General features: G+C 57.1%; 26 protein-coding genes and 1 riboswitch. Of the genes, 9 read left to right on the top strand and 17 right to left on the bottom strand.

Going from position 1 to position 26,645, the window contains the following annotated elements; genetic code table 11:
* Window positions 1-36: 36 nt before the first annotated feature.
* From M9H61_RS09820 to M9H61_RS09795, 6 genes are all read right to left on the bottom strand, one after another.
* A complete protein-coding gene (locus tag M9H61_RS09820; protein WP_228194402.1) occupies window positions 37-1,497 on the bottom strand; it encodes a serine hydrolase in 1,461 nt (486 codons plus the stop codon).
* A gap of 96 nt (window positions 1,498-1,593) precedes the next feature.
* A complete protein-coding gene (locus tag M9H61_RS09815; protein ID WP_250284834.1) occupies window positions 1,594-2,760 on the bottom strand; it encodes a CynX/NimT family MFS transporter in 1,167 nt (388 codons plus the stop codon).
* A gap of 166 nt (window positions 2,761-2,926) precedes the next feature.
* A complete protein-coding gene (locus tag M9H61_RS09810) occupies window positions 2,927-3,514 on the bottom strand; it encodes a helix-turn-helix domain-containing protein (protein ID WP_233433189.1) in 588 nt (195 codons plus the stop codon).
* A gap of 133 nt (window positions 3,515-3,647) precedes the next feature.
* On the bottom strand, window positions 3,648-4,181 hold the full coding sequence (rsmD, locus tag M9H61_RS09805; protein WP_250284832.1) for a 16S rRNA (guanine(966)-N(2))-methyltransferase RsmD: 534 nt from the start codon (window positions 4,179-4,181) through the stop codon (window positions 3,648-3,650).
* A gap of 42 nt (window positions 4,182-4,223) precedes the next feature.
* Window positions 4,224-5,600, bottom strand: a complete 1,377-nt coding sequence (locus tag M9H61_RS09800; RefSeq protein ID WP_250284830.1) for a pseudouridine synthase — start codon at window positions 5,598-5,600, stop codon at window positions 4,224-4,226.
* Window positions 5,597-6,319 (bottom strand): gamma-glutamyl-gamma-aminobutyrate hydrolase family protein, encoded by a 723-nt coding sequence (locus M9H61_RS09795; RefSeq protein WP_250284828.1) that lies wholly within the window; start codon window positions 6,317-6,319, stop codon window positions 5,597-5,599. Before M9H61_RS09795 ends, M9H61_RS09800 begins: the two co-directional genes overlap by 4 nt.
* Window positions 6,320-6,615: 296 nt before the next feature.
* Here M9H61_RS09795 and M9H61_RS09790 point away from each other — a divergent pair, with 296 nt between their 5' ends.
* The gene (locus M9H61_RS09790; protein ID WP_068517281.1) at window positions 6,616-7,068 is read left to right on the top strand and encodes a nucleoside deaminase; all 453 of its coding nucleotides are present in this window, start codon (window positions 6,616-6,618) and stop codon (window positions 7,066-7,068) included.
* A gap of 1 nt (window position 7,069) precedes the next feature.
* Here the strand turns inward: M9H61_RS09790 and M9H61_RS09785 are convergent, their stop codons facing one another.
* Window positions 7,070-7,543: an Rrf2 family transcriptional regulator gene (locus tag M9H61_RS09785; RefSeq protein WP_101248164.1), complete on the bottom strand. Its 474-nt coding sequence runs from the start codon at window positions 7,541-7,543 to the stop codon at window positions 7,070-7,072.
* A gap of 156 nt (window positions 7,544-7,699) precedes the next feature.
* Here M9H61_RS09785 and M9H61_RS09780 point away from each other — a divergent pair, with 156 nt between their 5' ends.
* On the top strand, window positions 7,700-8,341 hold the full coding sequence (locus M9H61_RS09780; protein ID WP_250284827.1) for a bifunctional 2-polyprenyl-6-hydroxyphenol methylase/3-demethylubiquinol 3-O-methyltransferase UbiG: 642 nt from the start codon (window positions 7,700-7,702) through the stop codon (window positions 8,339-8,341).
* A gap of 62 nt (window positions 8,342-8,403) precedes the next feature.
* Here the strand turns inward: M9H61_RS09780 and M9H61_RS09775 are convergent, their stop codons facing one another.
* Window positions 8,404-8,763, bottom strand: coding sequence for an Atu4866 domain-containing protein (locus M9H61_RS09775; RefSeq protein WP_206928084.1), 360 nt, complete (start codon window positions 8,761-8,763; stop codon window positions 8,404-8,406).
* Entirely contained in the window at window positions 8,763-9,497 is a 735-nt protein-coding gene (locus M9H61_RS09770; RefSeq protein ID WP_371922227.1) for an SDR family oxidoreductase, read from the bottom strand. The genes M9H61_RS09775 and M9H61_RS09770 overlap by 1 nt, the downstream gene beginning before the upstream one ends.
* Window positions 9,498-9,679: 182 nt before the next feature.
* On the opposite strand from M9H61_RS09770, the gene M9H61_RS09765 reads away from it, so the two are divergent.
* Window positions 9,680-10,597: an AraC family transcriptional regulator gene (locus M9H61_RS09765; protein ID WP_206928083.1), complete on the top strand. Its 918-nt coding sequence runs from the start codon at window positions 9,680-9,682 to the stop codon at window positions 10,595-10,597.
* A 58-nt stretch (window positions 10,598-10,655) separates the two neighbouring features.
* Here the strand turns inward: M9H61_RS09765 and M9H61_RS09760 are convergent, their stop codons facing one another.
* The gene (locus M9H61_RS09760; protein ID WP_250284819.1) at window positions 10,656-12,257 is read right to left on the bottom strand and encodes a glucan biosynthesis protein; all 1,602 of its coding nucleotides are present in this window, start codon (window positions 12,255-12,257) and stop codon (window positions 10,656-10,658) included.
* A gap of 170 nt (window positions 12,258-12,427) precedes the next feature.
* A riboswitch (cobalamin riboswitch) is annotated at window positions 12,428-12,627 on the top strand.
* A gap of 226 nt (window positions 12,628-12,853) precedes the next feature.
* Between M9H61_RS09760 and M9H61_RS09755 the strand changes: the two genes are divergently transcribed.
* Genes M9H61_RS09755 through M9H61_RS09745 form a run of 3 tightly spaced genes read left to right on the top strand, consistent with a single transcriptional unit; the run spans window position 12,854 to window position 15,781 of the window.
* The gene (locus tag M9H61_RS09755; RefSeq protein ID WP_250284818.1) at window positions 12,854-13,879 is read left to right on the top strand and encodes an ABC transporter substrate-binding protein; all 1,026 of its coding nucleotides are present in this window, start codon (window positions 12,854-12,856) and stop codon (window positions 13,877-13,879) included.
* Window positions 13,880-13,919: 40 nt separating this feature from the next.
* Window positions 13,920-14,984 (top strand): iron ABC transporter permease, encoded by a 1,065-nt coding sequence (locus M9H61_RS09750; RefSeq protein WP_250284816.1) that lies wholly within the window; start codon window positions 13,920-13,922, stop codon window positions 14,982-14,984.
* Window positions 14,981-15,781, top strand: a complete 801-nt coding sequence (locus M9H61_RS09745; protein WP_068517274.1) for an ABC transporter ATP-binding protein — start codon at window positions 14,981-14,983, stop codon at window positions 15,779-15,781. The genes M9H61_RS09750 and M9H61_RS09745 overlap by 4 nt, the downstream gene beginning before the upstream one ends.
* A gap of 33 nt (window positions 15,782-15,814) precedes the next feature.
* Here the strand turns inward: M9H61_RS09745 and purD are convergent, their stop codons facing one another.
* Window positions 15,815-17,098, bottom strand: a complete 1,284-nt coding sequence (gene purD, locus M9H61_RS09740) for a phosphoribosylamine--glycine ligase (protein ID WP_250284814.1) — start codon at window positions 17,096-17,098, stop codon at window positions 15,815-15,817.
* Window positions 17,099-17,217: 119 nt separating this feature from the next.
* On the opposite strand from purD, the gene xseA reads away from it, so the two are divergent.
* From xseA to M9H61_RS09725, 3 genes are read left to right on the top strand one after another with little or no spacing between them, the layout of a single operon-like run.
* Complete coding sequence (gene xseA / locus M9H61_RS09735; RefSeq protein WP_250284812.1) at window positions 17,218-18,945, top strand: exodeoxyribonuclease VII large subunit; 1,728 nt, start codon at window positions 17,218-17,220, stop codon at window positions 18,943-18,945.
* Window positions 18,945-19,799 carry a M23 family metallopeptidase gene (locus tag M9H61_RS09730; RefSeq protein WP_250284809.1) on the top strand — a complete coding sequence of 285 codons (855 nt, stop codon included), beginning with the start codon at window positions 18,945-18,947 and terminating at the stop codon, window positions 19,797-19,799. Before xseA ends, M9H61_RS09730 begins: the two co-directional genes overlap by 1 nt.
* A 15-nt stretch (window positions 19,800-19,814) precedes the next feature.
* Entirely contained in the window at window positions 19,815-21,371 is a 1,557-nt protein-coding gene (locus M9H61_RS09725) for a gamma-glutamyltransferase family protein (RefSeq protein WP_250284807.1), read from the top strand.
* Window positions 21,372-21,402: 31 nt separating this feature from the next.
* On the opposite strand, the gene M9H61_RS09720 is transcribed toward M9H61_RS09725, so the two are convergent.
* The 6 genes from M9H61_RS09720 to M9H61_RS09695 form a co-directional block, all read right to left on the bottom strand.
* Complete coding sequence (locus tag M9H61_RS09720) at window positions 21,403-21,906, bottom strand: MarR family winged helix-turn-helix transcriptional regulator (RefSeq protein ID WP_068517269.1); 504 nt, start codon at window positions 21,904-21,906, stop codon at window positions 21,403-21,405.
* 113 nt (window positions 21,907-22,019) lie between these two features.
* Window positions 22,020-22,613, bottom strand: coding sequence for a hypothetical protein (locus M9H61_RS09715; RefSeq protein WP_068517268.1), 594 nt, complete (start codon window positions 22,611-22,613; stop codon window positions 22,020-22,022).
* Between the two features lie 100 nt (window positions 22,614-22,713).
* Window positions 22,714-23,613: a lauroyl acyltransferase gene (locus M9H61_RS09710; RefSeq protein ID WP_250284805.1), complete on the bottom strand. Its 900-nt coding sequence runs from the start codon at window positions 23,611-23,613 to the stop codon at window positions 22,714-22,716.
* Entirely contained in the window at window positions 23,606-24,577 is a 972-nt protein-coding gene (gene lpxK / locus M9H61_RS09705) for a tetraacyldisaccharide 4'-kinase (protein ID WP_250284803.1), read from the bottom strand. Before lpxK ends, M9H61_RS09710 begins: the two co-directional genes overlap by 8 nt.
* Entirely contained in the window at window positions 24,570-25,862 is a 1,293-nt protein-coding gene (locus tag M9H61_RS09700; RefSeq protein ID WP_250284801.1) for a 3-deoxy-D-manno-octulosonic acid transferase, read from the bottom strand. The genes lpxK and M9H61_RS09700 overlap by 8 nt, the downstream gene beginning before the upstream one ends.
* On the bottom strand, window positions 25,859-26,632 hold the full coding sequence (locus M9H61_RS09695; RefSeq protein WP_250284798.1) for a lysophospholipid acyltransferase family protein: 774 nt from the start codon (window positions 26,630-26,632) through the stop codon (window positions 25,859-25,861). The genes M9H61_RS09700 and M9H61_RS09695 overlap by 4 nt, the downstream gene beginning before the upstream one ends.
* Between the last annotated feature and the right edge of the window lie 13 nt (window positions 26,633-26,645).

Raw genomic sequence — 26,645 nt, 5'->3', positions numbered from 1 at the left:
GCCCTTGTTCGGCCCCCACAAATCAATCGATGCTAATCAATCAGTGCTGGGCCCGGTGGCATCCTGGATGTCTTCGCCGTCCGGGCTGTTGTGCGATGCAGTCGGGGCATCGGGAAACAGGTTGCTGATATCGGATACGAAATTGCGCAGGCTGAATGCTTCGCGCTTGCGGGTAACGCCAAGCCGCACGATGACCAGTTCCTTGGACGGGATGACGCTAAGTGACTGGCCATCATGGCCAAGTGCAAAGAACGCATCATCGGGCAGTTCGGCGATGCCGTTTCGCGGGTTGCCTTCGTCATCACGGTCGCCGGGCAGATCAAGCCACCAATGCGCTCCGTAAATGCCGTCGGGATCACTTTCATCCGGGCTGCTGGTGTAATCGACCCAGCCTTCGGGCAGCAAACGCTGTCCTTCCCAAACGCCATCCTGAAGATAAAGCTGGCCGATCTTGGCCCAGTCACGCGCCGTTGCATGCATAAAGCTTGATGCGATGAAATATCCTTCGGGATCGGTTTCGATCACCGCACTTTTCATGCCAAGCGGCCGGAACAAAAGTTCGGTCGGGCGGGCAAGATATGTGCTGCGTGAACCGCTCAGATTGCGAACAGCAGCCGACAGAATATTTGATGCCCCGGAATTATAGGCAAAGACTTCACCCGGGCTGTGTTCCAGCTGTTTGGACACGGCATAGCCCGCGGCGGCCGGCTGGACAAACAGCATCTGCACCACATCGGAAAGCGGGTTCCAGTAGGATTCGCTAAATTCAATGCCGCTGCGCATCCGAAGCAACTGGTCATAGGTAATGGCCGCGCGCGGATCATTTGTCTGTGCCTGCCATTCATTGATCAGAACCGGATCATGAATGTCGGGCATCATGCCTTCGTTCTGCATGCGGCCCAGAACGGTGTTCCAGACACTTTTGGTCATCGACCATCCCGGAAGCGGCGTCTGTGCGGTAATGCCGTCGGCATATCGTTCGGCAATGACCTTGCCGCGATACAGGATCAATACCGCGCGCGTGCGCCGTTCGGGGCGGACACCGGGTTCGTCCATGACATCAAACAGGATATTGTTCAATGCGCGGCGGTCGACTTCGGCCGGAAGGCTTGTGGTCAGAAGCGGCTTGGCGGCAATCGGTTTGATCACCGGTGTCGAATTGCGCAGGCGCGCAATATGGGCCTGATCATCGGCCAGCGTGCAGCCCAGATTCGGCCGATAAACCGCAAACCGTTTCCGGAAACCGAAAGCATGGGCGCTGACCGTCTGGTTGCGCAGATCGACATTGGTGGTGATCAGTGACAGCAACGCATTGTTGTCGGCAAGAACGTCTTCATCGCGCGCACGGCTGGAAGGCAATCCGTTTACAAAAATTGCCGAACACATGATCTTTGCGCTATAGGCCGCACCGACCGGCGCAAGCCAGATAAAGAACGCGGCAACAACAGACAGGCCAATCAATATCGTTCCGATAAAGATGGCCTTGATCAACTGCATCCCGCTTCCCTGCCCTGTGTGTCATTGCCTCTTTGATTGAGGGGATTGGAGGGTCGCCTGCTTCGCAGGATAGGTCAAGTCATCGTATCGTATAGGTCAGGCGGTTACGCGGCGTATGGGGGACCTGATCACCGAGATCATGAAGCCTGCAAAATAGAAACCGGCAAGGATCACCGCCGCACCACCCCAGCCATTGAAATCAATCATGGCCCCGGTAAGCGGTGGGACAATGACCACAAAAATCTCGGCAAACTGGGCAAGCATCCCCTGAAGGGCGGGCATTGAAAGACTGTCCTTGGCGATGGCCGGCAACAGGGCAAAACAGGTGCCGGCAACCGCCCCCTGACCGATATTGAAAATCACCAGCGCGATCAGGCTGATTGCCATGTCCATGCTGACAAACAAGGTCGCAATGGCGGCTGCCATCATCGGCAAAAACGCGATCAGAATGCGCCGCCCGGCAACCTGACGGCCAAGGGCAACGCCCGCACCGATACTGCCGATAATATTGCCGACAATCGCGGTCGTTCCAATGATCCCGGCTGCCGGTGCGATCCCGATATCAAGATTGTCGACCATCATTGCCGGCATGAAGGCAAGGGCTGCGGATGTTGCCCCGGCAAAGGCGGAAAATGTCAGCGCGACTTTCAGCGCGGAACGTGATTTCAGAACCCCCATAACCCCGCTGCCAAGGGATTTGCGCACGGTCGGGGTGGGCGGTTTTTCCATCAATGCCAGAAGCGGCAATAAAACAAGAACAGGAACCGTGCAGGCCGCAACCGCCAGACGCCAGTCCAGCCACACAACCATCGCCGCACTGATCCAGTTGCCCAATGCAATGCCCACCGGAATAAAGGTGCCCCAGATGCTCATGGCCATGGCGACCATTTTCGGATTGTCAAAGCCCGCCATCCAGCTCGGCGCACCGACCACAATCAGCAAATAGCCGATCGATGTCACCAGCCGCCCGGCATAAAGCAGTGGCGTCGCATTGGCCGTGGCAAAGATCACGGCACCGGCAATCATCATAAGCCCGCCCAGGACCAGTGATTTGCGCAAACCGGCGCGCGCAGCCCACACACCGGTTGGAATGGCGGCAAGTGCCCCGGCCGCGGTGATCAGGGATGCAACCAGACCGAATTCCGCCTGACTAAGGCCAAAGCCCGCCCGCAAATCGGGGGCAATCGGCCCGATCAGGCCAACCTGCATGGATGCAGTCAGTCCCAATCCATACAGAATGATGATGGCGAATATCGGTGGCATGTGGCGTTTCCGTCAGGTGGTGTTTTTTTATGGTTTGAAATGGCAGATCGCCGGGAATGCACGGCACTTCAAATGCACGGCAATTCCGGTGTCGCTATGACTACCCGAAATCGGGGGCCGGTGACCACGTATGAAATATGCGTGTGGATGGGAAAGTCGAACCGGATTAGATGTGGTTCGGTGCCTGGTCATAGCCGGTGGTCAGGCGCACCGCCGTTCCATCCGACAGGAAAAAACGTTCCCATAGGATGAAGCTGTCAACGATGCGCATCGGCGCACCGTCCCGTCGGGACGTCTCGAAGGTCAGATGATCGGCCTGATCTTCGTGCCATCCCATGTCATGCAGGCTTTTTTCCGCGGTTGCGATTTCCGGCGTGGCAAACCGCCAAAGCGATGTGCCAAGCAGTTCGGTGCAGTCGCGCTGCCATTCATGGGCCCGGGCATGGGATGCGCATAGCAGTCTGTGGGACCGGTCCTCGATCAGGTGGACCCGCTGGCTGGAATGGGTGACCAGCCGCTTGATCGCATGATCAAGACGGAAATTGCGTTTGCGCGTCATCATCTGATGGATCAGATCATATTGCAGCGGGGCGGGGCGCTGTGTGCCGTTTTCCCAGCGCGAAACGGTTGCCTGTGTAACACCCAGAATATCGGCCAGACGCGATTGTTTAATGTCGCTCATGCGGCGCCATTGGCGCAACAGGCGTCCAAATTCCTTGTCCGGGGCGGGTGTCGACAGGGCTTTCATGATCATCAACCGTTTCAATGCTGTCTGAACGGTATCACAAATTGCGCAATCTGGCAGCAGGCGGGTGGGAATGGCTGATCTGCGCGATCATTTCAATCGTGCCTGTAAGTGGCACTTGTAAGTCGCGTTTGGGCGATGATCAGCCTGCCATGCGGCCGATATCAATCTGGCAGCGGCCATATTTGCGTGAATCACAAAGTTCAAACCCGGCAAGGCCGATTTGCGGATCACGGGGATCACGTTCGGCAATGATCAGGGTATTGGCATCAATCCATCCGGCAGCGGCAAGGGCGGTGATGCTGGGTTCGAGCAAATCCTTGCCATAGGGCGGATCAAGGAAAATCATGCTGGCCGGTTCGATGGCGCGGGGCGGTTTGGTGGCATCCGCGCGCTGTGCCTTGGCCTGATTGCTGACCTTCAGGGTGTCAATATTCTGCTCGACAATGGCGATGGCCTTGCGGTCGGTGTCAAAGAACACGGCCTTTGACGCCCCGCGCGAAAGGGCCTCAAGACCCAAGGCACCAGACCCGGCATAGGCATCAAGCACCACGCCGTCATAAAGCGGATGGAAGTCATCCTCGTACCAGCGTGATGCGTGCGACAGGATGTTAAAAAGGGCCTCGCGCACACGATCAAGGGTCGGGCGGGTGTCACGCCCTTCTGGTGCGTTCAAAACCCGTCCACGATGACTTCCGCCAACAATCCGCATTTATGGTCAGTCCTTTTTGCCGCGCGGGCGGTTGCCTGCGGGTTTGCGACCCGGTGCGGAATTGCCCGATGATGCGGGCTTGCCGCCGCGTGCACCTGAACGACCGACCGGCTTGTTGCTGACATCGTTGAAGTTGCCACCCGAACGGTTGCCGGAACGACCACCGCCTGCACCTGCATTCGATCGGCTGTCCGCACCGGCACCAGAACCGGCACCACGGCCGCGACCGCGCCCGTTGCCGGGGCCATTGCGGTCATCGGATGCACCGGCCTTGCCGCCGGTGCCGTAACGACCGCGACCCTTGTTGGTCGGACGTGCTGCACCGCGTTCATCACGCTCTTCGCGTTCCGGGCGGGTATTCTGGGCGGCGGGCTTGCCACGTCCACCCGGACGCGGGGCAGCACCAATGCGCGGGCCCTTGCGGGCGGCACCGGAACTTGGGCGGGAAGCCGTGCGGTTGTCGCGCGCATCCTCGCCATCACTGGTGTTCTGGGTGGTGCCTGCCGGGCCACCCTGATTGCCTTGCGGGCGTTTGCGCTGGGCGGGTTGGCCAAATACGGTACGCGGTGCCTTCGGGCGACCGGTGCCGCCACGGGCAACCGATTTCTTTTCGGAAACCTTGCTGTAATCACCGCGGAAGAACGCAGCGAGCTGTTCTTTCATCACCTTGCCGGTGATTTCCTCGCACTCGCCCGGGGCCAGACTGCCCAACTGGAACGGGCCGTAAGATACGCGCATCAGGCGCGTTACCGGCCAGCCCAGATGTTCCATCACCCGGCGGATTTCACGGTTCTTGCCTTCGCGAAGGGTAACGGTCATCCAGGCATTGGTGCCTTTCTGAACGTCAACTTCGGCCTGGATCGATCCGTAATGGACGCCATCAACCGTGATGCCTTCTTCAAGCTGTTTAAGTTTTTCTTCCTCGATCCGGCCATGCACGCGCACACGGTACCGGCGCGCCCATCCGGTTGCCGGAAGTTCCAGATAACGGGCAAGTTCCCCGTCATTGGTCAGCAACAGCAACCCTTCGGAATTAAGGTCAAGACGACCAACCGAAATCACGCGCGGGACATAGCTTGGCAGATGTTCAAACACCGTATCGCGGCCCTGTTCATCGCGGTGGCTGGTGACCAGCCCGCGCTTTTTAAACAGTCGCCACAGACGCGGCTTTTCCTTTTCCGGCAATGGCTTGCCATCGACGATGATTTCGTCCTCGTCGGTGACCGTTACGGCGGGGCTATCAAGCTTTTTGCCATTCAGGCGCACCAGACCTTCGGCGATCATGCGTTCGGCATCGCGCCGGGAACAGACACCGGATCGCGCAATGCGTTTGGCAATGCGTTCGGGTTTGTTGTCGTTCTGGGTGTCGTTTTTGTCGCTCATTTGCGGGCCTCGGAAATCAGGGCGTCAAAGATTTTGGCATCGCCCGAGCTGATATGAAATTCGGGATGCCACTGGACCCCGAGACAATAGCGGTATTTCGGATGTTCAATCCCCTCGATCACGCCATCAGGCGCATAGGAATTGATGATCACATCCGGGCCAACCCCATCAACCGCCTGATGGTGGGCGGAATTGACCGACAGTGTTTTGACATCGCCAACGATTTTGGCCAGAAGCGTATCGGGCTCGACCGTGACGGCATGACCGGCCTCGTCGCGCGGGTTTGGCTGTTCGTGGGGAAGGCAGTTTTCGATCGCGTCTGGGATATGCTGGATCAATGATCCGCCCAGAATAACGTTCAAAAGCTGCTGCCCGCCGCAAATGCCCAAAACCGGCATGTCGCGTTTAAGCGCACCTTCGGCCATCGCCCATTCAAATTTGGTGCGTCGATCCTTGGTGACAACCGTGTCGTGTTTTTCGGTCGCGCCAAACAGACCGGGATCAACATCAAACGCGCCACCGGTCACCACCAGCCCGTCAATCAGATCAAGAAGATCGGGGACCAGTTCAATTTCATGGGGCAGGGGCATGGGAATGCCACCGGCTGCCGTGACCGCACCGGCATAGTTTTCACGCAGCGCATACCACGGAAATTTGGAATATCCGCCCGGTTCTTCGGAATCGAGTGTAATGCCAATGATCGGCTTGCGCGTGGTCATGACGATGCGAACCTTGATGCTGGTGACGGGATGGCGAAACAAGTTTGGCGGAAACTACCTTTCTAACCCGTGAAGGGCAACGGCAATTCACGCCGACAGTCTATGCGTTCTGCGCAGGCGGGCAAGGGTGTGTTGATCCGCCGATGCCGGTGATCATGGCTTGACCGACCCTGTGGAGTGATAGGACAATGTCATGAACCCAAAAAGGACCAAATGTCCTGAAATAAACTAAAAGACCGGACCCGGCAGGGATGACGCCGGTCTGTCACTGGTTCGATCATCGGGATGGAAAGACTATGAGCGCAGACAGCTATATGGACATGGCCCTTGAAGAAGCCCGCGCAGCCGCACGTCGCGGCGAAGTACCGGTCGGGGCGGTTCTGGTTGATGCCGATACCGGCGAAGTTCTGGCGCGCGCCGGAAACCTGACCGAAGAAATGAACGACCCCACGGCCCATGCCGAAATTCTGGTGATCCGGGCCGCCGCCGGGGCAAAGGGCGAACCACGTCTTCCCAATTGCGATCTTTATGTCACGCTGGAACCCTGTCCGATGTGCGCGACCGCCATTTCATTTGCCCGCCTTCGGCGCGTCTATTTCGGGGCCTACGACCCCAAGGGCGGCGGTGTTGATCACGGCCCGCGCGTGTTTGAAAGTTCAAGCTGCCATCACCGGCCCGAAGTTTACGGCGGGATTGGCGAGGTGGAGGCTGCAACCCTTCTGAAGGAATTCTTTGGCAGCCTGCGCTGACTCAGTGGTGCTGGTCAGCAAAATGATGCAGGTTATCCGGACTTAATCCCAATTCCGCCAGCCGCTTTTCAAAATCAACGGCCAGATCGGCCATGGTGACGGATGATAGTGCGGTGATGAATGTCTCGGATGCCAATTGCAATGCGCGCGCAGTCGCCGTATTGGCCGCCTTTTCCATCAAGCATTGAGACTCTTCGTCCCCGCAGCCAAGGGCGAAAAGGGTCGGTGCGCCCAGCGCCTGATAAATTTCCGCCAGTGTGATCTTTTCCAGCGGCCGTGCCAGTTGCCAGCCGCCGCCATGGCCCTTGATGGATGTTAATATCCCACGATCACGCAGCCCCGCCATTGTCCGCCGGACAACTGCGGCATTGGTATTGAGCATCCCGGCCAGTTGTTCGGATGTGGCGGGGTCTTTCATGTCGCTCAGATGCAAAAGCGCATGCAAAACCCGGGGCAGGCGGTTGTCCTGACGCATGAAGGCGGTCCTGTTCGTCGATCAGATGTTCCGTCATTTTTATCACATGTAACAATCAAAGATACATGAAATTGACAGGTGCGACAAATCATGTAACTTTTAATGTTACGTGATTCGCAATCACGGATATCCCCCGACTTTATCAAGAGAACCCCGATGAAATTTGATCCCAATGTTGATCCCAAAATGGACGCCAGAACCTTTTGGGAAGAAACCTATGAAAAGCAGTCCCCGCAAACCAGCGGCAAGCCGTCTGCTGTTCTTGAGCGGTTTGTTGCCGGTCGCCCGGTGGGGCGCGCACTTGAACTTGGTTGTGGTAAGGGCGATGACGCCGTCTGGCTGGCAAAAGGCGGGTGGCAAGTGACAGCTGTCGATATTTCGGAAACGGCACTGGGCTATGCGCGGGCCAATGCCCTGCGAAGTGGCGTGCAGGATAATATTACCTTCGCGGCCCATGATCTGGACGCAAGCATGCCCAATGGCATGTTTGATCTGGTAACTGCGCAATTCCTGCAATCGCCACTCGAATTTGCCCGCGACAGGATTTTGAACCGGGCAGCACAGCAGGTTGCGACAAACGGCTTGTTGCTGATTACCACCCACGGATCACGTCCATCATGGTCATCGGCCCCCGAAGACTTGGTGTTCCCGACACCTGAACAGGCACGCGATGCGCTGGGGCTTGATATGAGCCAGTGGAAAACCGTCACGGTGGATAATTTCGAACGCATGGCGACCGGTCCCAAGGGTGAAAAGGGCTCGGTCATTGATACGGTCATTGCACTTGAACGTATCTGAGTAAGACAAAACCGGGCGGGCCCGTATGCTCGCCCGCGTTGTCCGGGGGTCGGCAGGCTGATCTAGTTTATGGTCGCCTCGCGGAACATCACCATACCGCCGTGATAAAGAACGTCATTTTCAAAATATCCATCGGCGGTAAAGCCGGTGTCATCCTGATAGGTGATGTAATTGCCCGATACCTGATAATCGCCCTGATAGGCCGATTGACGGGTGCCACGGGCTTCGTCATAGCGACCATTGGGCAGCAGTTCCTGACGGACATGGCCGTCCTTGGTCACCCACATGCCGATATAGGGATGCGGGGCGGTTTGGGTGGTTTTGCGCATCTCGGTCTCCTGTTGGGCCGATGCTGATGGTGCAAGCACCACCAGCATCATCAGCAAAGTTGCAAAGCCGGATGAAAGGACGGATTTCCCCATCAGAAGGCCGATGCCGTCGGGCGCACGATGACTTCGTTGATGTCAACATCGGCAGGTTGATCAAGCGCATAAAGAACCGCACGGGCAATCGCATCGGGTGTCAGGGCGATCTGGCGGAACTGGGTCAGCAATTCCTTGCTGGTCGGATCGGAAATATCGTGGCCCAGTTCGGTTTCAACCACGCCCGGCGAAATGGTCGTGACGCGGACATTTTCGCTTTCCTGGCGCAGGCCTTCGGAAATGGCCCAGACGGCGTATTTGGTGCCGCAATAGACCGCCGCACTTGGCACAACGACATGTGCGCCAATAGATGCGGTATTGATGACATGGCCGCCGCCCTGTGCCTTGAAAATCGGAAGAACAGCAGCAATCCCGTTCAGAACACCACGGATATTGACGTTGATCATGTTTTCCCACTCATCGGTTTTAAGTTCCGACATCGGGGCAAGCGGCATCACACCGGCATTGTTGAAAATCGCATCGACGCGCCCGAAAAGGTTCTGGGCGTTATAAACCAGTGCCTCGACGCTATCGGCATTGGTGACATCAACCGACCGGGCCATGGCAGTCCCGCCGGCAGCCTCGATTTCAGTAACAATCTGATCAAGGCGTTCGGTACGCCGTGCGCCAAGGACAACCTTGGCCCCGCGCGATGCCAGAAGCCGGGCGGTGGCCTCCCCGATGCCGCTGCTGGCGCCGGTGATGATGACGGTCTTGTTTTCGAGATAATTGATCGGGTTCGTCATGACATGCTCCTTTGGTTTGTGTCATGGCGCTTACTGTGTCGATCAATGGGTATTTGTTGAATACACAGAACTCGAATTGGATTGCCTGATCCTCCAACTCGGGCAAAGTCCGCTTTTTCCAGTGTGCTGGGTGTGTATACTGCATCCAAGGAAATCAAAGGGATTTGGCCATGGACAGTTATCGGCGGCTTTGCGAACTGATTGATAAATACTGCGATGCGGATGGATCGGTGCGCACCGCGATCGAACCTGTCTGGATGTTTCGTTCGACCGCACCAAGCCTTAAGGTGCCAACGATTTACAAGCCCTGCCTGTGTCTGATTGTGTCGGGGGCCAAGGAAGTCACGCTGGGTCAGGAACTCTATCGATATGAACCCGGACAGCTTCTTGCGGCATCGGTGGATTTGCCCCTTGTCGGGCATGTGACACTGGCAAGTGATCAGCAACCCTATCGCAGTTTGTCGCTTGATCTTGATGGCAAGATTTTAAGCGAGCTGGTCACGCATATGGATCTCAAGATCGGGGCAGAAGGCGAAAGTGCCCGCGGACTGTTTGTCGAACAAACCACCGACAGCCTGATTGACGCGGTGTTGCGCGTGGTCGAGTTGCTTGAAAGGCCCGATGACATTGCGGTCATGTTGCCGCTTCTGATGCGCGAAGTGCATTACCGACTGTTGCGCACCGGCAAGGGCGCGCTGATTGCCGGTCTTGCGATTGGTGGCAGCAATATGCAGCGGATATCGGCGGTGTTGCGGTTGATGAAGGATAATTTCGACAAGCCGCTGAAGATCGAGGAGCTGGCAGATTTCGCCAATATGAGCCCGTCATCCTTCCATCATCATTTCAAACAGGTCACCGCGATGAGCCCGCTGCAATATCAAAAGCGCCTGCGCCTGACGACGGCGCGTCAGATCATGCTCGCAGAAATGAAGGACGCGGCCAGTGCGGCCTATGCGGTCGGCTATGAAAGTGCATCGCAGTTCAGCCGCGAATATGCGCGCATGTTTGGTGCACCACCGATGCGTGATGTCATGGCAATCCTTGGACAATCGGCCCAAGCGCGCCCGGGCGAAGGCATGGCGTCGTGAACATAAAAAAGCAGGGGGCGGTGTTGCCCGCCCCCTGATCATTCTTGCCGGGTTTTGATCAGCCTTGATGCTGATTACCCAATGCCGGCAGATGCTGGAACATCCAGGTTTCACTGAGCGGAGCGTCCCCGCGTTTGAGATACATGCGCAGATCAACCGGATCGGTGCCGGCCGCCTTCAGGTCAAAGGCCGCCCGCCAGATACGGGTATCCATGATCGGTTCGATCTTGGTGCGGGTGATTTCACCACGCGATGTCGATACGACGATTTCCGGGAACTCGCCATAGGCAAGGGTGCCAAGAACATCGCCTTCGAATTCGACGGAAAACTTGACCTCGTCTTTCGGGCGGTTGGTGCCCGGTTCGCCGCCGCGTCCCATGCGGGTCGAAGTTGCCTTTGCCAGTTCGGCAACCGGGAACGGGTTATGGGCCTGCCAGTGAAGGCGATATTTGAACTGATAGCTGTTCCCGGCCTTGGCCGGGGCGTTCGGAACCCAGAATGCCGCGATGTTATCGTGGATTTCATCGTCGGTCGGAATTTCGATCAACTGTACGGCACCGTCATTCCAGTCTTCCTGGGGTTCGACCCACAGGCTTGGGCGACGGTGATAGCGCACACCATCAAGATAGTTCTTCACATCGCGGTCGCGCTGCATCAGTCCAAAACCGCGCGGATTATGATCGGCAAAGGCCGATGCGCGGATGGTTTCGGGGTTGTTCAGCTGCCGCCAGATGCGTTCGCCACTGCCGGTCCACAGTTCCAGGCCATCGCTGTCATGGACTTCCGGGCGCCAGTCAAACCGGAATGATTTGTTCTGTTCGGAATACCAGAACATGCTGGTCAGCGGCGCAATGCCAAGCCGTTCGATATCGCGACGGACAAACAGGTGTTTTTCGATATCCATCGTCACACCCTGCCCGCGATAGAGCAGGAATTTGTATGCGCCCGTAATGCTTGGGCCATCAAGCAGCGCATAGATGGTGACCGGGTCTTCGGCATTTTTGGCCGGCTCGATAAAGAACTGGCGGAAATCGGGGAATTCTTCGGGTTGGGATGTGGCGGTATTGACCGCAATCCCGCGCGCGGACAGGCCATACTGGCCTTCATCACCGATGGCACGGAAATAGGAAGCGCCAAGAAACGCCGCCCAGTCCTGGGTTTTCCAGTCATCGCGCGACAGTTCTTCATGAAGTCGGAACCCGGCAAAGCCGCTGTTTTCGGGCAGCTGGCGGGCAATACTGTCGGCTGGCATGTCAAAGTAATCGGGTTTATAGATGACTTCGCGTGCCGTGCCGTCTTCCAGAAGATACATGTGCACGGGCTTGGCGAAATACATGCCCAGATGGAAAAACGTCACCGGATAGGTGCCTGATCCATCGGAAAACGGCGAATGGTCGCGTTTGTAATGCAATTTGCCATGGGTGTCGTAATCGATCCGCCCGACAATTTCCGGGTTGGGGGCGACTGGCGGCTCATAGGCGGCCTGCGCCATCGATTCGGCACGCGCAATCAGATCGGCAAAATCAAACGGCTGTTCCGCACCAAGGTCAAGCCCCGGTACTTCTGCCAATGCATGCTGATAGATCGACATTCCCGGCAGGATAAGACCGGCTGCCGCGATGGATTTCAAAAAGCGTCTGCGTTCAACAGAAGTCGTCATGTGCATCATGTTCCAATGGTTTCATTTGTCGGCAAGCATACCAGACAGTGTGGAGGTAATCGGGATGAAACATGGCAAATTCAAGGTCGTGTCGACTGCAATTTCTGCATGGACCCCTGTGTAAATGCCTCTGGTCATCTGCCAATTTCCTTGACCGGGTTTGGGCTTTAATCTAACGGTCAGATGTCGGTATCCGGATATCGGATAAAGGGAATTCGATCTGGGCTGCATGCCCATCAACCGAAGCTGCCCCCGCAACTGTAGGCGGTGAGCGTTTTTCTGACCAATGCCACTGGGATGAACCCGGGAAGGCCAGGAAAAGTGCTTTGACCCGCGAGCCAGGAGACCTGCCGACATGAATGCGACGGACCGGGCGGGGTGCCCCGGAGAATGTCGGCATATGTCGCGGTTTCCGGCAGTTTTTTGTAAATGCGCCTGAATACCGGTCCTGACATCTTCCGCCATTTCCCGACACTTTTGCCAGTCCCTTGACGATAGTAAAGTGTATGTTATGTTATAACATAACATTTGCGATATGCTGTGCAGTGGCCGGTAATTGCCGACCCTTGCCGGTATGTCTTTGAAAGGAAGTCAAAGTGATCAGTCACTATAAAAATGCGCTGGCAGTCGGGGTGTTTGCTGCCGGTTTTATGATTTCGGCCCCGTTTGCGGCTGCGACGGAGTATCCGCTTGCCATCGAAAATTGCGGCAGCACGCTGCACTTTGATGCAGCCCCCGAACGGGTTGTGTCGCTTGGACAAAGCACGACGGAAATCCTCTATTCGCTGGGGCTGGCCGATAAGGTCAAAGGCACCGGGGTCTGGTTTGGTCCGGTCATGGATGAATTCAGGGATGTGAATGCGTCCGTGCCGCGTCTGGCTGATAATGATCCGGGTTTTGAAACCGTGGTTGCCCAAAAACCGCAACTGGTCGCCACCCAGTATCAATGGCATGTCGGCCCCAAGGGGATTGTCGGCACCACCGAACAGTTCAATGAACTTTCCATTCCGGTCTATACCGCGCCTGCCGATTGCGTGGGCAAAGACAATGCCGGCGGCGGCGACGGGGTGCGCCATGACCGTTTCTCAATGGACCTGATTTATCGGGAAATTTCCGACCTTGCGCAGATTTTCGATATCGAGGATCGCGGCGCGGCCCTGATTGCCAGGTTGAAAGATCGTGAAGCCCGGTCCCTGGCACAGGTCAATGCCAGCGGGAACAGCAATGTTTCGACCGTCTTCTGGTTTTCCAGTGCCGAGATTAAAAGCGATCCCTATGTCGCGGGCAAAAACGGGGCCGCTGGCTATATCGCGGAAAAACTTGGCGTAACAAACATCATCGACAGCGACGAAGAATGGCCGACAGTGGGGTGGGAAACCATTGCGCGCGCCAATCCCGATATCATTGTGATCGGTAAAATGGGCCGTCGCCGGTTTCCGGCAGATGATTGGGAAGTCAAAATGAACTTTTTGAAAACCGATCCGGTTACACGCCAGATGAAAGCAGTTAAAAACGGCAATATCGTTGTGATGGATGCACAATCGATGGACCCGACAATTCGTCTGATTGACGGTATTGAAACGCTTGCCCAGGCTGTCGAACGCCTGAGTGCCTCGAACTGATTGCGTAACCCGATGGCGCTCGATATGCCCGGAGACTTCAATGTTTGAAAAAGCACCCCCTCAGCCCCCCGCACGATCGCGGGCGGGGCGGGCATATCTTGCGCGAAGCGGTGCCGCCGTGGCGGCTTTGATCCTGCTTGCCGCTGTGGTTGCAATTGCCGCTGCCAAGGGGGAGACACACATTCCCCTTGGTACGGTTCTTCAAACCATTGCCAATCATCTGTGGCAGGCGGGTTATGAGATTGATCCAATCGATTCCGGGATCATCTGGAATTACCGGATTTCGCGTGCACTTGTGGCTGCGGCCTGCGGGGCGTCACTTGCGTTGTCTGGGGCCGTATTACAGGCGCTTTTGCGCAACAGTCTGGCCGATCCCTATTTGCTGGGCATTTCGGCGGGGGCATCTACCGGCGCGGTCAGTGTTGCCATTCTTGGTCTTGGGGCGGGGATGGTTTCGCTGTCAATTGGCGCGTTTGTCGGTGCACTGGTGGCATTCGGGTTTGTCGCGCTTCTGGCCATTCCGGCCGGTCGTGGTGCGGGCGCGATCATTCTGGCCGGGGTTGCCGGATCACAGCTTTTCAACGCCCTGACATCCTTTATCGTCACCAAGGCAGCAACCGCGGACGAGGCGCGCGGCATCATGTTCTGGTTGCTTGGCAATCTGAGTGGTGTGCGCTGGGACGATGTCTATCTTGCGCTGCCCGTTGCGTTTGGCGGGCTGGTTGTGTGTCTTTGGTATGCGCGCGCACTTGATGCTTTTACCTTTGGTGTGGAATCGGCGGCATCGCTTGGCGTGCCGGTGCGCCGTGTTTATGTGGTTCTGATTGCGGTGGCGGCATCCATGACGGCTGTGATGGTCAGTCTTATCGGTTCGATCGGTTTTGTCGGTTTGGTCATCCCGCATGCGGCACGGTTCTTTGTCGGGACCCGGCATGGGCTTTTGCTGCCGGTTTCGGCCCTGATCGGGGCGATATTCCTTGTTGCGGCTGACATTGTTTCACGCATCATTCTGGATGGTCAGGTTCTTCCCATCGGGGTTATTACGGCCCTGATCGGGGCACCGGCCTTTGCGCTTATTCTTTGTCATGGAAGGGTTCTGCGATGACATTGGAACTGCGCGATGTTGGCTGGAATGCCGGTTTCAAGAAAATCATCACTGACGTGTCGTTGCGGGTTGAACCGGGGGAATTCCTTGGCCTGATCGGGCCGAACGGGTCTGGCAAAACCAGTCTGATGTCGGTTCTGGCCGGTATTCGTGCCCCGTCTCGTGGACAGGCCCTGCTTGACGGGCAGGCGATGAAAAAAGTCGGGCGTCGCAATCTGGCGCGACGGATCGGCTTTGTCGAACAACAGGCCGACACCATTGACCGCATTACCGTGCGCGAGGCGGTGGCGCTTGGCAGAACACCGTATCTGAGTTTGCTGTCACCCTGGTCGGAAGATGACCAGGCAATTGTCCAAAAGGCGCTGGAAGCAGTTGAGATGCATCTGATGGCTGACCGGATGTGGCAAACATTGTCGGGCGGTGAAAAACAGCGCGTTCATATCGCCCGGACATTGGCGCAACAGCCTGATTTCCTGTTGCTGGACGAGCCGACCAACCATCTTGATATCCATCATCAACTGGGATTGCTTGATCTTGTCCGTACCCTTCCGGTGACGGTGGTGGCGGCCCTGCATGATCTGAACCATGCGGCGATGTTCTGTGACCGGATTGCGATGATGGATCGCGGCAAACTGATTGCGATTGGCACGCCCGAACAGATTTTGACATCGCAAAACCTGCGTGATGTTTTCGGGGTTGCCGCCGATATCGAACGCGATGATCAGGGCCGCTGTCATATCCGCTATCAGGTCGGTATATCGGGCCAGTCGGGCATAAAAAAAGACCGGGTTGCGTAACCCGGTCTTTTGAAAATCGGTTTGGATGCGGGCTTATGCCTGTTCGCGGGCCACGGCGCGCCAGCCGATATCACGGCGGCAAAAACCACCTTCCCAGTCAATCGCATCAACCGCCTCATAGGCGCGTTTCTGGGTTTCGGTGACGGTTGCACCGCGCGCGGTGACGCCAAGAACACGACCACCGGTCGCAACCAGTTTGTCACCATCCATCTTGGTGCCGGCATGAAGGACTTTGACCTTGTCCATGGCATCGGCCGCCGGGACGTTTTTGATCTCGGTCCCTTTTTCATAGGACCCCGGATACCCCTTGGCGGCCATAACGACGACCATCGCGGTTTCCTCATACCATTCCGGTTTGACGGTATTAAGCGTGCCGGTGGCCGCACCATCAAGGATATCAAGCACATCTGATTTCAGGCGGGTCATCAGGACCTGACATTCCGGATCACCGAAACGAATGTTGTATTCGATCAGTTTCGGGTTGCCTTCATTGTCAATCATAAGGCCGGCAAACAGCACACCCTTGAACGGGTGGCCTTCATTGGCCATGCCTTTGACGGTCGGGATGATGATCTGTTCCATGACCTTGGCTTCGACCGCATCGGTAAAGACCGGGGCCGGGGAATAGGCACCCATGCCGCCCGTATTGGGGCCGGTATCGCCTTCGCCAACCGCCTTGTGATCCTGGGCTGCAACCAGCGGAATGACGTTTTCGCCATCACAAACCGCAAAAAATGAGGCTTCCTCACCTTTGAGGAATTCTTCAATCACGATTTCCGCCCCGGCATCGCCGAACTTGCCACCGACCATGCATTCATCGATCGCAGCAAATGCTTCGTCCGTGGTCTGACAGATCGTAACACCTTTGCCTGCGGCCAGGCCGTCGGTCTTAACGACAATCGGCGCACCGTGCGTTTCAACAAATTCCTTGGCATCAGCGGGATTGGTGAAACGGCCATAGGCAGCAGTCGGGACACCGAACTTTGCCACCATGTCTTTCATGAAACCCTTGGAGCCTTCAAGCTGGGCGGCCGCCTTGGAGCAACCAAACGACTTGATGCCCGCGGCGTCCAGTGCATCGACAAGGCCCGCAACCAGCGGGGCTTCGGGGCCGACAACGACCAGATCAACCGCATTGTCCTTGGCGAAGGTTACCAGACCGTCGATATCGCCATCAGAAATCGCGACACATTGCGCGGAATCCGCAATGCCGGCATTGCCCGGTGCGCACCAGAGTTTGGAAATGCGCGGGCTGCGCGCAATGGCCCAGCATAGTGCGTGTTCACGTCCGCCGCCGCCAACGACCAGAACCTTCATGACTTTATCCTTCGACTTGTCCGATTGCTTGATGGTCCATGCGCGATGAACTAGGCTAGACCCAAACGCCATCCCGCAGAATGATTCAATGTGCGGGCTTTTAGCATAAAGTGCCCTTGATGACGCAAGATTTGTTCGACCCTTATGCCCCGGTACCGGAAACCCCTGTGAAATCGGGAAATGCGCCCGAATTTTCGGTATCCGACCTGTCCAATGCACTCAAACGCACGGTCGAGGATGCCTTTTCCTTTGTCCGGGTGCGCGGGGAAATTTCCGGCTTCAAACAGGCCAGCAGCGGCCATATGTATCTGGCACTCAAGGACGACAAGGCGGTTCTTGATGGCGTGTGCTGGCGCGGGCAGGCGGCCAAACTTGGTCTGGCGCCCGAAGACGGCATGGAAGTCATCGTTACCGGACGCCTGACGACATTCCCGGGCCGTTCGAAATATCAGATCGTGATTGAAAGCATGGAAGTCGCGGGCGAAGGCGCGCTTCTGAAACTGCTTGAAGAACGCAAAAAGAAACTCGCTGCCGAAGGGCTTTTTGACCCCGATCGCAAAAAGCCGATCCCGTTCCTGCCCGATGTCATCGGCATTGTGACATCGCCGACCGGGGCGGTGATCCGCGATATCATGCATCGACTGCGTGACCGTTTCCCGCGCCGGGTTCTTTTGTGGCCGGTGCTGGTTCAGGGCCAGGGTGCCGCCGAACAGGTGGCCGAGGCCGTGCGCGGTTTCAATGATCTGTTGCCCTATGGCCAGATCCCGCGACCAGACGTTCTGATCGTGGCGCGTGGTGGCGGGTCGCTTGAAGATTTGTGGTGCTTTAACGAGGAAATCGTTGCCCGTGCAGTGGCGGATTCCAATATTCCGGTCATCTCGGCGGTGGGGCATGAAACCGACACCACCCTGATTGATTTCGTGTCGGACCTGCGCGCCCCGACCCCGACCGGGGCTGCGGAAAAGGCCGTGCCGGTGCGCATGGACCTGATCGGGCAGGTCGAAGAAGACGGTCTTCGACTGGCCCAGGCCGTCCGTCGTCTGGGACTTGAAAAGAAAACCGCGCTTGAAAGTCTTGCACGTGGTCTGGGGGATCCCAAAAGGATGCTCGAAGAACGCGCACAGACACTCGATAACTGGGCGGATCGTTTGCCGCGTGCGGCTGTTAACCTGACGCAGCAGGCGCGTGCGCGCCTGAACGAGGCCAGTGCGCGACTGGTCAGTCCGCGTGAACAGCTTTCGGAAAAGCGCGGGCGTCTTGAAAATGCGGCCCTTCGTCTGGACGGGGCGATGAAATCCGCCCTTCAGATCCAGCAAGCGCGTCTTGACCGCGCGGCTGCGGGCTTGCGCCCCGGTGATGCCAAACGCGATGTTGTGCGGGCGGAAAAACAGATTGCCGATCTTGGTGCCCGGATGCAGGCAGCGGTTGGCAATATCGTCAAACGCGAGGCCGAAGGACTGGCGCGTTATGACCGGCTTCTGGAAAGCTATTCCTATCGTAATGTTCTCAAACGCGGCTTTGCCGTGGTCCGTGATGGGGCGGGCAATCTTGTTGGCAAGTCGGGCGATCTTGTTACCGGGCAGTCCTATGATCTTGAAATGGGCGATGGCATCACCCGCGTCACCGCCGGCGAGGGTACCGCGACGTCGGGGCCGGAGGGCGCGAAACCGTCAGAACGGTCACAACCGTCAGAACCGGCAGAACCGGCACAGCGCAAGGATGATAGCGCTAACATCGTGGTTGAGACAGCTGGCGCAACCGTGGCGCCAAAGCCTGCCAAACCCAAGCCGGCGAAAAAGAAAAATCCGCGTCCACAGGACGATGACAGGCAGGGGAGCCTTCTGTAATGCGTTTGGCATTTAAAACCGTGATCGCAATTGCCGGTCTTTTGGGCGCAAGCATCACCGCACAGGCGGCCGAGCCGACCTATCAGGGGCAATTTGTTCAGGGCGGGATTGTTTTTGGTCAGACAAATGCCGGTGATGTTGTTCTGCTTGACGGGGATGCGATTGATACCATTGCCCCGGACGGGCGGTTCATCATCGGATTTCCCCGCGATTATGAAGGCCCGGCCAAACTAACGGTTCGCCATGCAGATGGCAGCACCGAAGAATTCGCCTATGCTATTGCCGATCGCGAATTTGATATTCAGCGCATTGACGGTCTGCCGCCCAAAATGGTCACGCCCGATCCCGACGTCATGAACCGGATCAAGGATGACAGCCGTCAGGCCCGCGAAGCCCGCACCGAACGCTTTACCGAGAATTTTCTTGAGAACGGCTTTATCTGGCCTGCCCTTGGCCCGATCAGCGGGGTTTACGGATCACAGCGTATCCTGAATGGCGAACCGCGTGCGCCGCATTGGGGGGTGGATATCGCCGTTCCGACCGGAACCCCGGTGGTGGCCCCGGCTGACGGGATCGTGACCCTTGCCCATCCCGATATGTATTTTTCGGGTGCCACCCTGTTTATCGATCACGGGCTTGGCATGGTGTCGGCCTTTTTGCATCTGTCTGAAATCGACGTCAAAGTTGGTGATGTCGTCAAACAGGGGGATGTGATTGCCAAGGTGGGCGCATCAGGTCGGGCAACCGGTCCGCATCTGGACTGGCGGATCAATGTCGGGGCGGCCCGCGTTGATGCCCAATTGCTCGTGCCCCCGATGGACCAAGCCCAAAAGGCGGCAAACGCCAATAATTAACGGGAAACGCAAGCCATGAAAAAGCACGGGGCCGTCGCCGCAGGACATGAAGTCACCGCACGCGCCGCCGCCCGTGTGCTTGATGATGGTGGCAATGCGTTCGATGCGGTGGTGGCGGCCATGTGGGCGGCCTGTGTTGCCGAACCGGTTTTGGCGTCCCTTGGCGGTGGCGGGTTTGTGATGGCACGCCCGGCCGGTGAACCGCCGCGTCTTTATGATTTCTTTGTTGAAACCCCGCTTGAAAAGCGATCCCGCGAAGATCTTGAATTCGAAAGCCGTCTTGCGACTTTTGCCGGGGGTGTCACCCAGGAATTCCACGGCGGTTATGGATCGGTGGCAATGCCGGGCGTTGTTGCCGGCCTGTATGAAATTCATGATGATCTGGCGACATTGCCAATGGCGCAACTGGCCGAACCGGCAATTGACGCGGCCCGCAATGGCGTGATTCTGGATGATTTTCAACGCTATGTGATGGGGATTGTCGAACCGTTGCTGGGCTTTTCGGCGCAAAGCCGTGCCGTTTTTGGCAAGCCGGGCCATACCGACGAAGCCGGGTTTGAACTGCTCGAAACGGGTACCCGCCATGTTCAGTCCGATCTTGCAGACAGCATTGAATATCTGGTGCGGACCGGTGCCGACGGGTTTTATCACGGTGACATTGGACATGCGCTGATCCGGGAATGCCGGGAATTCGGCGGATATCTTGGGGCGGATGATCTTGCGGCTTATCGTGTTTTAGTGCGGGACCCGCTTCTGGTTGGCGGGCGCAAGGGCCGGTTTGTCCTGAACCCGCCCCCGGCATCGGGCGGGGTGCTGGTGGGATTTGGTCTTAAGCTTGCGCGGGAAATGGCACTGGGTGGTTTCGGGTCGGCCCGCCATCTTGAAGCAATTTCACAGATCATCCACGCAACCGGTTTGGTGCGCGGGGAATATGGCGCGACGTCGGCGATCCTGTCGGACGAGCTTTGCGAACGCTATCGTCTGATGATTGGGGAACGCCCGCTTAGTCAGCAGGGCACGACCCATATTTCGGTTGTCGATGAAGACGGCAACCTTGCCGCTGCGACCATCTCAAACGGGTCAAGTTCCGGGCGGATCGTGCCGCAAACCGGCATCATGATGAACAATATGCTTGGCGAAGCCGATCTTTCGCCCGACGGGTTCCATATGTGGCCTTGCGGGGTGCGGATGACATCGATGATGACGCCTGCGCTTTATCTTGGTGATGATGGCGGGGCGATTGCGCTTGGATCGGGGGGATCAAATCGCATCCGGTCCACCATGCTTCAGGTGCTTTTGAATATTGATGCGTTTGACATGACCCTGCACGGGGCGGTATCCGCGCCGCGCATGCATGTCGAAGACAGCCTTCTGTCGGTGGAACCGGGCTTTGATGATGCGTTGCTTGATCAGCTTAGTCTTGAAAATCAAAGCCGCTGGGACCGCGAAGACATGTTCTTTGGCGGGGTTCACGCCGCCAAGGTCAGCGCGGATGGCGCCAGATTTTCGGCGGTTGGCGATGCCAGACGCAATGGAAACCAGATCATCGGTTCGCCCGAACAAGGCGTCTGATCGCGACCGGACTTGGGCGTGGTTGTGCGGTCTATCCGTTCTGGCCGCTTTGCGGCGGCACCCAGTCGGCGGCCTTGACGTCAAGGATTGGGGCGGCGTCAATCTGTTCTGCGTCCATCATGGTTGCCACGCGCTGCATTGACGACAAAAGCTGTGTTTTTTCCCAGTCGGGCAGGGCTTCGAACTGGGTAATGAATTCTTCATGCAGCATGGTCGGCGCCGTTGCCAGAACGTCACGCCCGGCATCGGTCAAAAAGGTGTTTACCACCCGTTTGTCGGTTGAACTGCGGCGGCGTTCGGCAAGGTTGCGCTGCTCAAGACGGTTCAAAATGGTTGTCACAGTCGCCTGGCTAAGCGACACGTGATTGGAAATGCGCTTGACCGTTACATTCTGCAATTCGTCAATGGCGCGCAACACCATGACTTGCGGGATGGTCAGGCCACATGCCTTCATCACACGTTTGGAATGGAGATCCGTCGCCCGGATAATCTGGCGCAAGGCGACAAGAATGTCCTGCCAATAGGCTTCGGTCATGACGGTTCCCTTTGACGTTTCGGGCGTGTGAAGGTGTGAGTTACCGGGTAACGACCTTTGCGTGATTGATCAAGACCAATTGTCCTGTGACAAACGCGATGGGGCGTTGAATTCTATCTGAACCGCTGGATCACGGCAAAAATCAGCGAAAAGATCGCAAGCAGGATAATCGCCACTGTTGCGATCAGTAAGGCCTGCTTGGTGCGCAATTCATTGGCCTGTTTCAGTTCGATATAGGCAATGACATTGTGGCGCAACTGATCCATTTCGGGGCCGACATCAAGACTGTTCATGTAAAGTTTGGCGCCAGCACGCGCCAAAAGATCATTGGTCTTGTTCATTTGCTGGGTAAACAGGGCAAACCGTTCTTCGGTATCGGCAAGATCGCCTGTCAGGTCGTCTTCAGTATCGCCCGCACGTGCAATCGTGATTGCCGTTCGGGTCAGGTCATTGGCGTCGGCTTCGACACATTCGGCAAGTGTGGACCGTGGATTTTCGTCCGAACATTCGACCGGGCGGTCGCCATATTCCTCGATGGCCTTGCGCAGATGTTCCTTGAGCTGCTGATCAAGTTCGGATATCCGCAGCCGGATTTCACGGGCGGTTTCGCGGATATCGGCAATGTCATGATCAAGCGCCATGCTTGGCCAAACGACAAACATCGATCCGGCGATCATCAAAGTCAGAATGATCAATAAGCGGCGCAAGAAAGGGTAGCTCCTGACCCCGGGGTTCAAATTTCAGAACCGCAAGTCTGAAGCAATGATGTTCTCAATGCGTTAATAAATGCCCGAAAATTTGCAAATGCTAATTTGGCCAGCGCCGATGGACCCAAAGCCACTGGGCGGGGCGTTCGCGGATCCAGGATTCCATCATCGCATTCACATCGGTCATGATTTTGGCGACATCGGCGTGACGGTCGCCGGTTTTGGTGACCGTAACGGGGGGATAGAACGTCATGCGAAAATGCGCACCATTGATCCGTTCTGAACGCACCGGAACAATCGGCGCGTCATATTTAAGTGCAAATTGCGCAAGTGCAGGGGCCGTCATTGCATCGCGGCCAAAGAACGGGACCGCGATGCCGTCGCTCATTTTCTGATCGACCAGCATGCAGGCATGGCCGCCATCTTTCAGGCAACGCGTCAGTTTGCGGGCGCCGCTTGGACCTTTTTGTACCAATTCGCCCCGGAATGTCTTGCGGGCGCGCATGAACAGGTTATCGACCCACGGATTGTCGGGCGCGCGATAGACGCTCATCATTTCCATGTCCAGCACGGTGGCAATGCACATGGTGACTTCCCAGTTGCCGATATGACCGGTAAAGAACAGGCCGGGTTTGCCATCGTCCTTTAGCGCCAAGCCGTTTTCCACGCCAACGATCTCGATGCGAGGTCCGCCCGGGCGCAATTTGTGAAGATGGGGGATTTCCCCGGCCGACCGGCCAAGATTGTCCCACATATCAACGATGATCTGATCAATTTCGGCCGGTGACTTTTCCGGGAATGCCTTGACCAGATTGTTGCGGGCCTTTTTGGACTGTCCCAGTTTGGGGCCGATTGTTCGCAGCAGCCAGCCCCCAAATCCCGATGCCATATCGATCGGCATGATGGCGAACATCCAGTAAAGCAGATAGGCCCCGAACCCTTGCAACGGGTGGGACAGGTATTTTTGGCGCATCCGGTAAAGGTCGCTGTTTTTATCCATCGGCGAGTACTGTCTTCACAATCTGGGAAAGCTGATCGGGTGCCTCGAACACCAGTCGAATGTCGAGACTGTTTATGCCGTTCCGGCTGTCGGATGGCAAGCGCATCAGGTCTTTTTGCGTGGTCACAAGTTCCGCATCGAGTTTTGCCGCTGTCATGCGCAAAGCTGTCAACTCATCGGGCGCAAACACATGATGGTCGTCAAAATCCTGTGTGGCGACGATCCGTGCCCCGACCGACGCCAGACTGTCATAGAATTTCTGCGGGCGGCCAATGCCGGCAAAGGCGACCACATTCTTGCCGGCAAAGCGGTCGCCGTTAACAGGCACGATCCGCGCGCGCAGGATCGGTACGGATGCCGGAAGATTGGTGATGAAGTCCGGGGTCTTATCGCCGATCAGAATGATCGCATGCACTTTTTCAAGGCCGCTGATCAGGGGTTCGCGCATGGGGCCTGCGGGCATGACGCGACCGTTTCCGATGCCATAATTGCTGTCGATAACGGCAAAGCTGCAATCCTTGATCAGGGACGGATTTTGCAATCCGTCATCAAGAATGATCGCATCCGCGCCGTTATCCCGGGCCATTTCCGCACCCAGAAATCTTTCGCGCGATATCCATGCCGGACCATGGTGCGCCAGAAGCAACGGTTCATCCCCGACCTTTGATGCGTCATCAAGATCAGGGTCGACGCGATGGGGACCGGCAATGGAACCGCCATAGCCGCGGCTGACAAAATGCGGGTGACGACCCAATGCGCTTAGAACGTCGAACAGGGCAACGGATGTCGGTGTTTTGCCCGCACCGCCGACGGTGAAATTGCCAACGCAAAATACCGGGCAGCCCGGATGGCGCGCGGTTGTGGTTTTTGCGCGCAGACATGCCCCGGCACGCCACAGCAATGACAACGGGCTTAGCAGCTTCGGAACCAGACCATCTTTCTGCCAGAAGCGGGGATCACGCATGATCGGCCTCGTCGATTGCTTTTTGCGCCATCAGCGGGCGCAGCGCATCAACGGTTCGGTCAAGAACTTCGGCCTTTGAATTGGCATAGTGCAGGGCGGCTTCGGCGATCGTTCGCGCGGTTTCGCGATCACGCAGCAGGGCGCCGACCTGACGGCATAGATCATCTGCATCCGATGCCGGGCGGCATGCACCCGCAATACGCATTTCTTCGCTGATGGTGGCAAAGTTGCTCATATCCGGGCCATGCAGGATGGCGCAATTCAGGCGGGCCGGTTCAAGCGGGTTTTGCCCGCCCGATGCGCAAAGCGTCTTGCCCATGAAGCAGACCGGCGCGATCCGGTAAAACAGGCCCAGCTCGCCAATCGTGTCGGCAAGATAGATATCCGTGCCCGGGGTGATGATGTGACCAAGGCTGCGTCGGGCAACTTGCAACCCTTGTGCGATCAGCTCGGCCTCGATCTCGTTTGCGCGGTCCGGGTGGCGGGGCACGATGATGGTCAAAAGCCCGACCTGTTCGGCTGAGAGCTTTTTGTGAATGTCCCCGGCAATGCGTTCTTCACCGGCGAATGTGCTTGATGCCAGCCAGACCGGGCGCAGTCCGATCTGTTCCTGAAGCTTTGCCAGTGCGCTTTCATTGGCAGGCAGCGGCGGGGCAGCGAATTTGAGGTTCCCGACCGTTTTGACATTGCCAGCGCCTAGTGAGGCAAACCGATTTGTTTCGTCATCACTTTGCGTCAGGACAAGATCAAACGCCGATATGACCGGGCGAATGAATGACGGATAGCGGGAATAGCCCTTAAAGCTTTTTTCCGAAATCCGGCCATTAAGAAGGGCAAGTTTCACACCGGCCTTTTGTGCCTTGGTCAGCATATTGGGCCAAAGGTCACTTTCAAGCCACAGTGCGACATCGGGTTTCCAGTGATGCAGGAAACGGGCAACGCAGACCTGTCGGTCGATTGGAATGAATTGATGGATCACACCTTCCGGCAGGCGGGCATTCATCAGTTCGGCCGAGGTAACAGTCCCCGTCGTCACCAGAATGGACAGGCCGGGATAACGACGGCGAATTTCATCAATCACCGGCAAGGCAGATAATGATTCACCAACACTGGCGCCATGGATCCAGACAAGATGACCCTTGGGGCGAACCGCACTTGGATGACCGAAACGTTCGCCAATACGGCCCGGATCTTCCTTGCCGCGTTTTTTTCGCCGGTTCAGATAAAGATGAAGTGCCGGACCAAGCAGGCGGGTCGCCGCGCGATAGGCGTAAAACAGGCTCATTTGCCGGTTTCCCCCGCTGCGATTTCGGACCGTTTCTGTTTGGGCAATTCATCGGGCCCGGCAGGTGCAATGACGTCAAGTCCAAGACCGCGATCGGTATCCTGGGTCAGTTTGGTCAGGGCGTTTTCGATTTCAAGCCGCTTTGCTTCAAGACCGGCATCATCGAGTTTGCGCTCAACGAAAACCGGCTCCCCCCAATGAAAGACACCGCGGGCAAATGGCACCGGCAGGGGCAGGACAAAACGGTCCCAGCTTTTGAAAATCTTGCGGCTTGATGCGGAATAGGTCAGCGGAAAGACCGGAACGCCGGCCATGCGGGCTGCCTGTACGACCCCGTCGGATGCCCGCATTCTGGGGCCGCGCGGGCCATCGGGGGTCATGCCGACAACATCACCGGCCTTGAGTGCCTTTATGATCTGACGCAGGGCCGCAGCACCGCCTTTGCCAACCCCGGTGGAGCCCGCGATGGTTTGAATGCCGAAATGGGCCACGGTGCGCGAAATGATTTCACCATCGCGATGTGAAGAAATCAGCATATGAAACGGCAAATCACCGCCAACCGCACGCCAGGTATAGGGCATCATCAACAAACGTTGATGCCAGAACGCAACGATGAATGGTTTGCCGTCGCGCAAATATTGCGCGGGCAAGTCGCCGCCTTCTGTTTTCCAGCGGCCGGTCACGCGGACAAGGCGCACATAGGCCGCTGCTATCCAGCACAAGGTGCTGCGCATCGTGTCGCTTTTGATGATCCGCTTATGCCACTGCACGCCCGATTATCCC

This window comes from Thalassospira sp. GO-4 (assembly GCF_023588965.1).
Classification (GTDB): Bacteria; Pseudomonadota; Alphaproteobacteria; order Rhodospirillales; family Thalassospiraceae; genus Thalassospira; species Thalassospira povalilytica.
This window is presented reverse-complemented; position numbering and strand designations above follow the sequence as displayed.

Excerpts from the sequence above, each read along its gene's own strand:
- M9H61_RS09700 (WP_250284801.1), bottom strand. The coding sequence starts at position 25,862 with ATGAGCCTGTTTTACGCCTATCGCGCGGCGACCCGCCTGCTTGGTCCG.
- M9H61_RS09725 (WP_250284807.1), top strand. The coding sequence starts at position 19,815 with ATGAAAAAGCACGGGGCCGTCGCCGCAGGACATGAAGTCACCGCACGC.
- M9H61_RS09785 (WP_101248164.1), bottom strand. The coding sequence starts at position 7,543 with ATGCGTCAGGACAACCGCCTGCCCCGGGTTTTGCATGCGCTTTTGCAT.
- M9H61_RS09775 (WP_206928084.1), bottom strand. The coding sequence starts at position 8,763 with ATGGGGAAATCCGTCCTTTCATCCGGCTTTGCAACTTTGCTGATGATG.
- M9H61_RS09720 (WP_068517269.1), bottom strand. The coding sequence starts at position 21,906 with ATGACCGAAGCCTATTGGCAGGACATTCTTGTCGCCTTGCGCCAGATT.
- M9H61_RS09800 (WP_250284830.1), bottom strand. The coding sequence starts at position 5,600 with ATGAGCGACAAAAACGACACCCAGAACGACAACAAACCCGAACGCATT.
- M9H61_RS09760 (WP_250284819.1), bottom strand. The coding sequence starts at position 12,257 with ATGACGACTTCTGTTGAACGCAGACGCTTTTTGAAATCCATCGCGGCA.
- M9H61_RS09815 (WP_250284834.1), bottom strand. The coding sequence starts at position 2,760 with ATGCCACCGATATTCGCCATCATCATTCTGTATGGATTGGGACTGACT.
- lpxK (WP_250284803.1), bottom strand. The coding sequence starts at position 24,577 with ATGCGTGATCCCCGCTTCTGGCAGAAAGATGGTCTGGTTCCGAAGCTG.
- M9H61_RS09790 (WP_068517281.1), top strand. The coding sequence starts at position 6,616 with ATGAGCGCAGACAGCTATATGGACATGGCCCTTGAAGAAGCCCGCGCA.
- M9H61_RS09745 (WP_068517274.1), top strand. The coding sequence starts at position 14,981 with ATGACATTGGAACTGCGCGATGTTGGCTGGAATGCCGGTTTCAAGAAA.
- M9H61_RS09820 (WP_228194402.1), bottom strand. The coding sequence starts at position 1,497 with ATGCAGTTGATCAAGGCCATCTTTATCGGAACGATATTGATTGGCCTG.
- M9H61_RS09795 (WP_250284828.1), bottom strand. The coding sequence starts at position 6,319 with ATGACCACGCGCAAGCCGATCATTGGCATTACACTCGATTCCGAAGAA.
- M9H61_RS09750 (WP_250284816.1), top strand. The coding sequence starts at position 13,920 with ATGTTTGAAAAAGCACCCCCTCAGCCCCCCGCACGATCGCGGGCGGGG.
- xseA (WP_250284812.1), top strand. The coding sequence starts at position 17,218 with ATGACGCAAGATTTGTTCGACCCTTATGCCCCGGTACCGGAAACCCCT.
- M9H61_RS09730 (WP_250284809.1), top strand. The coding sequence starts at position 18,945 with ATGCGTTTGGCATTTAAAACCGTGATCGCAATTGCCGGTCTTTTGGGC.
- M9H61_RS09810 (WP_233433189.1), bottom strand. The coding sequence starts at position 3,514 with ATGATCATGAAAGCCCTGTCGACACCCGCCCCGGACAAGGAATTTGGA.
- M9H61_RS09780 (WP_250284827.1), top strand. The coding sequence starts at position 7,700 with ATGAAATTTGATCCCAATGTTGATCCCAAAATGGACGCCAGAACCTTT.
- M9H61_RS09765 (WP_206928083.1), top strand. The coding sequence starts at position 9,680 with ATGGACAGTTATCGGCGGCTTTGCGAACTGATTGATAAATACTGCGAT.
- M9H61_RS09710 (WP_250284805.1), bottom strand. The coding sequence starts at position 23,613 with ATGGATAAAAACAGCGACCTTTACCGGATGCGCCAAAAATACCTGTCC.
- purD (WP_250284814.1), bottom strand. The coding sequence starts at position 17,098 with ATGAAGGTTCTGGTCGTTGGCGGCGGCGGACGTGAACACGCACTATGC.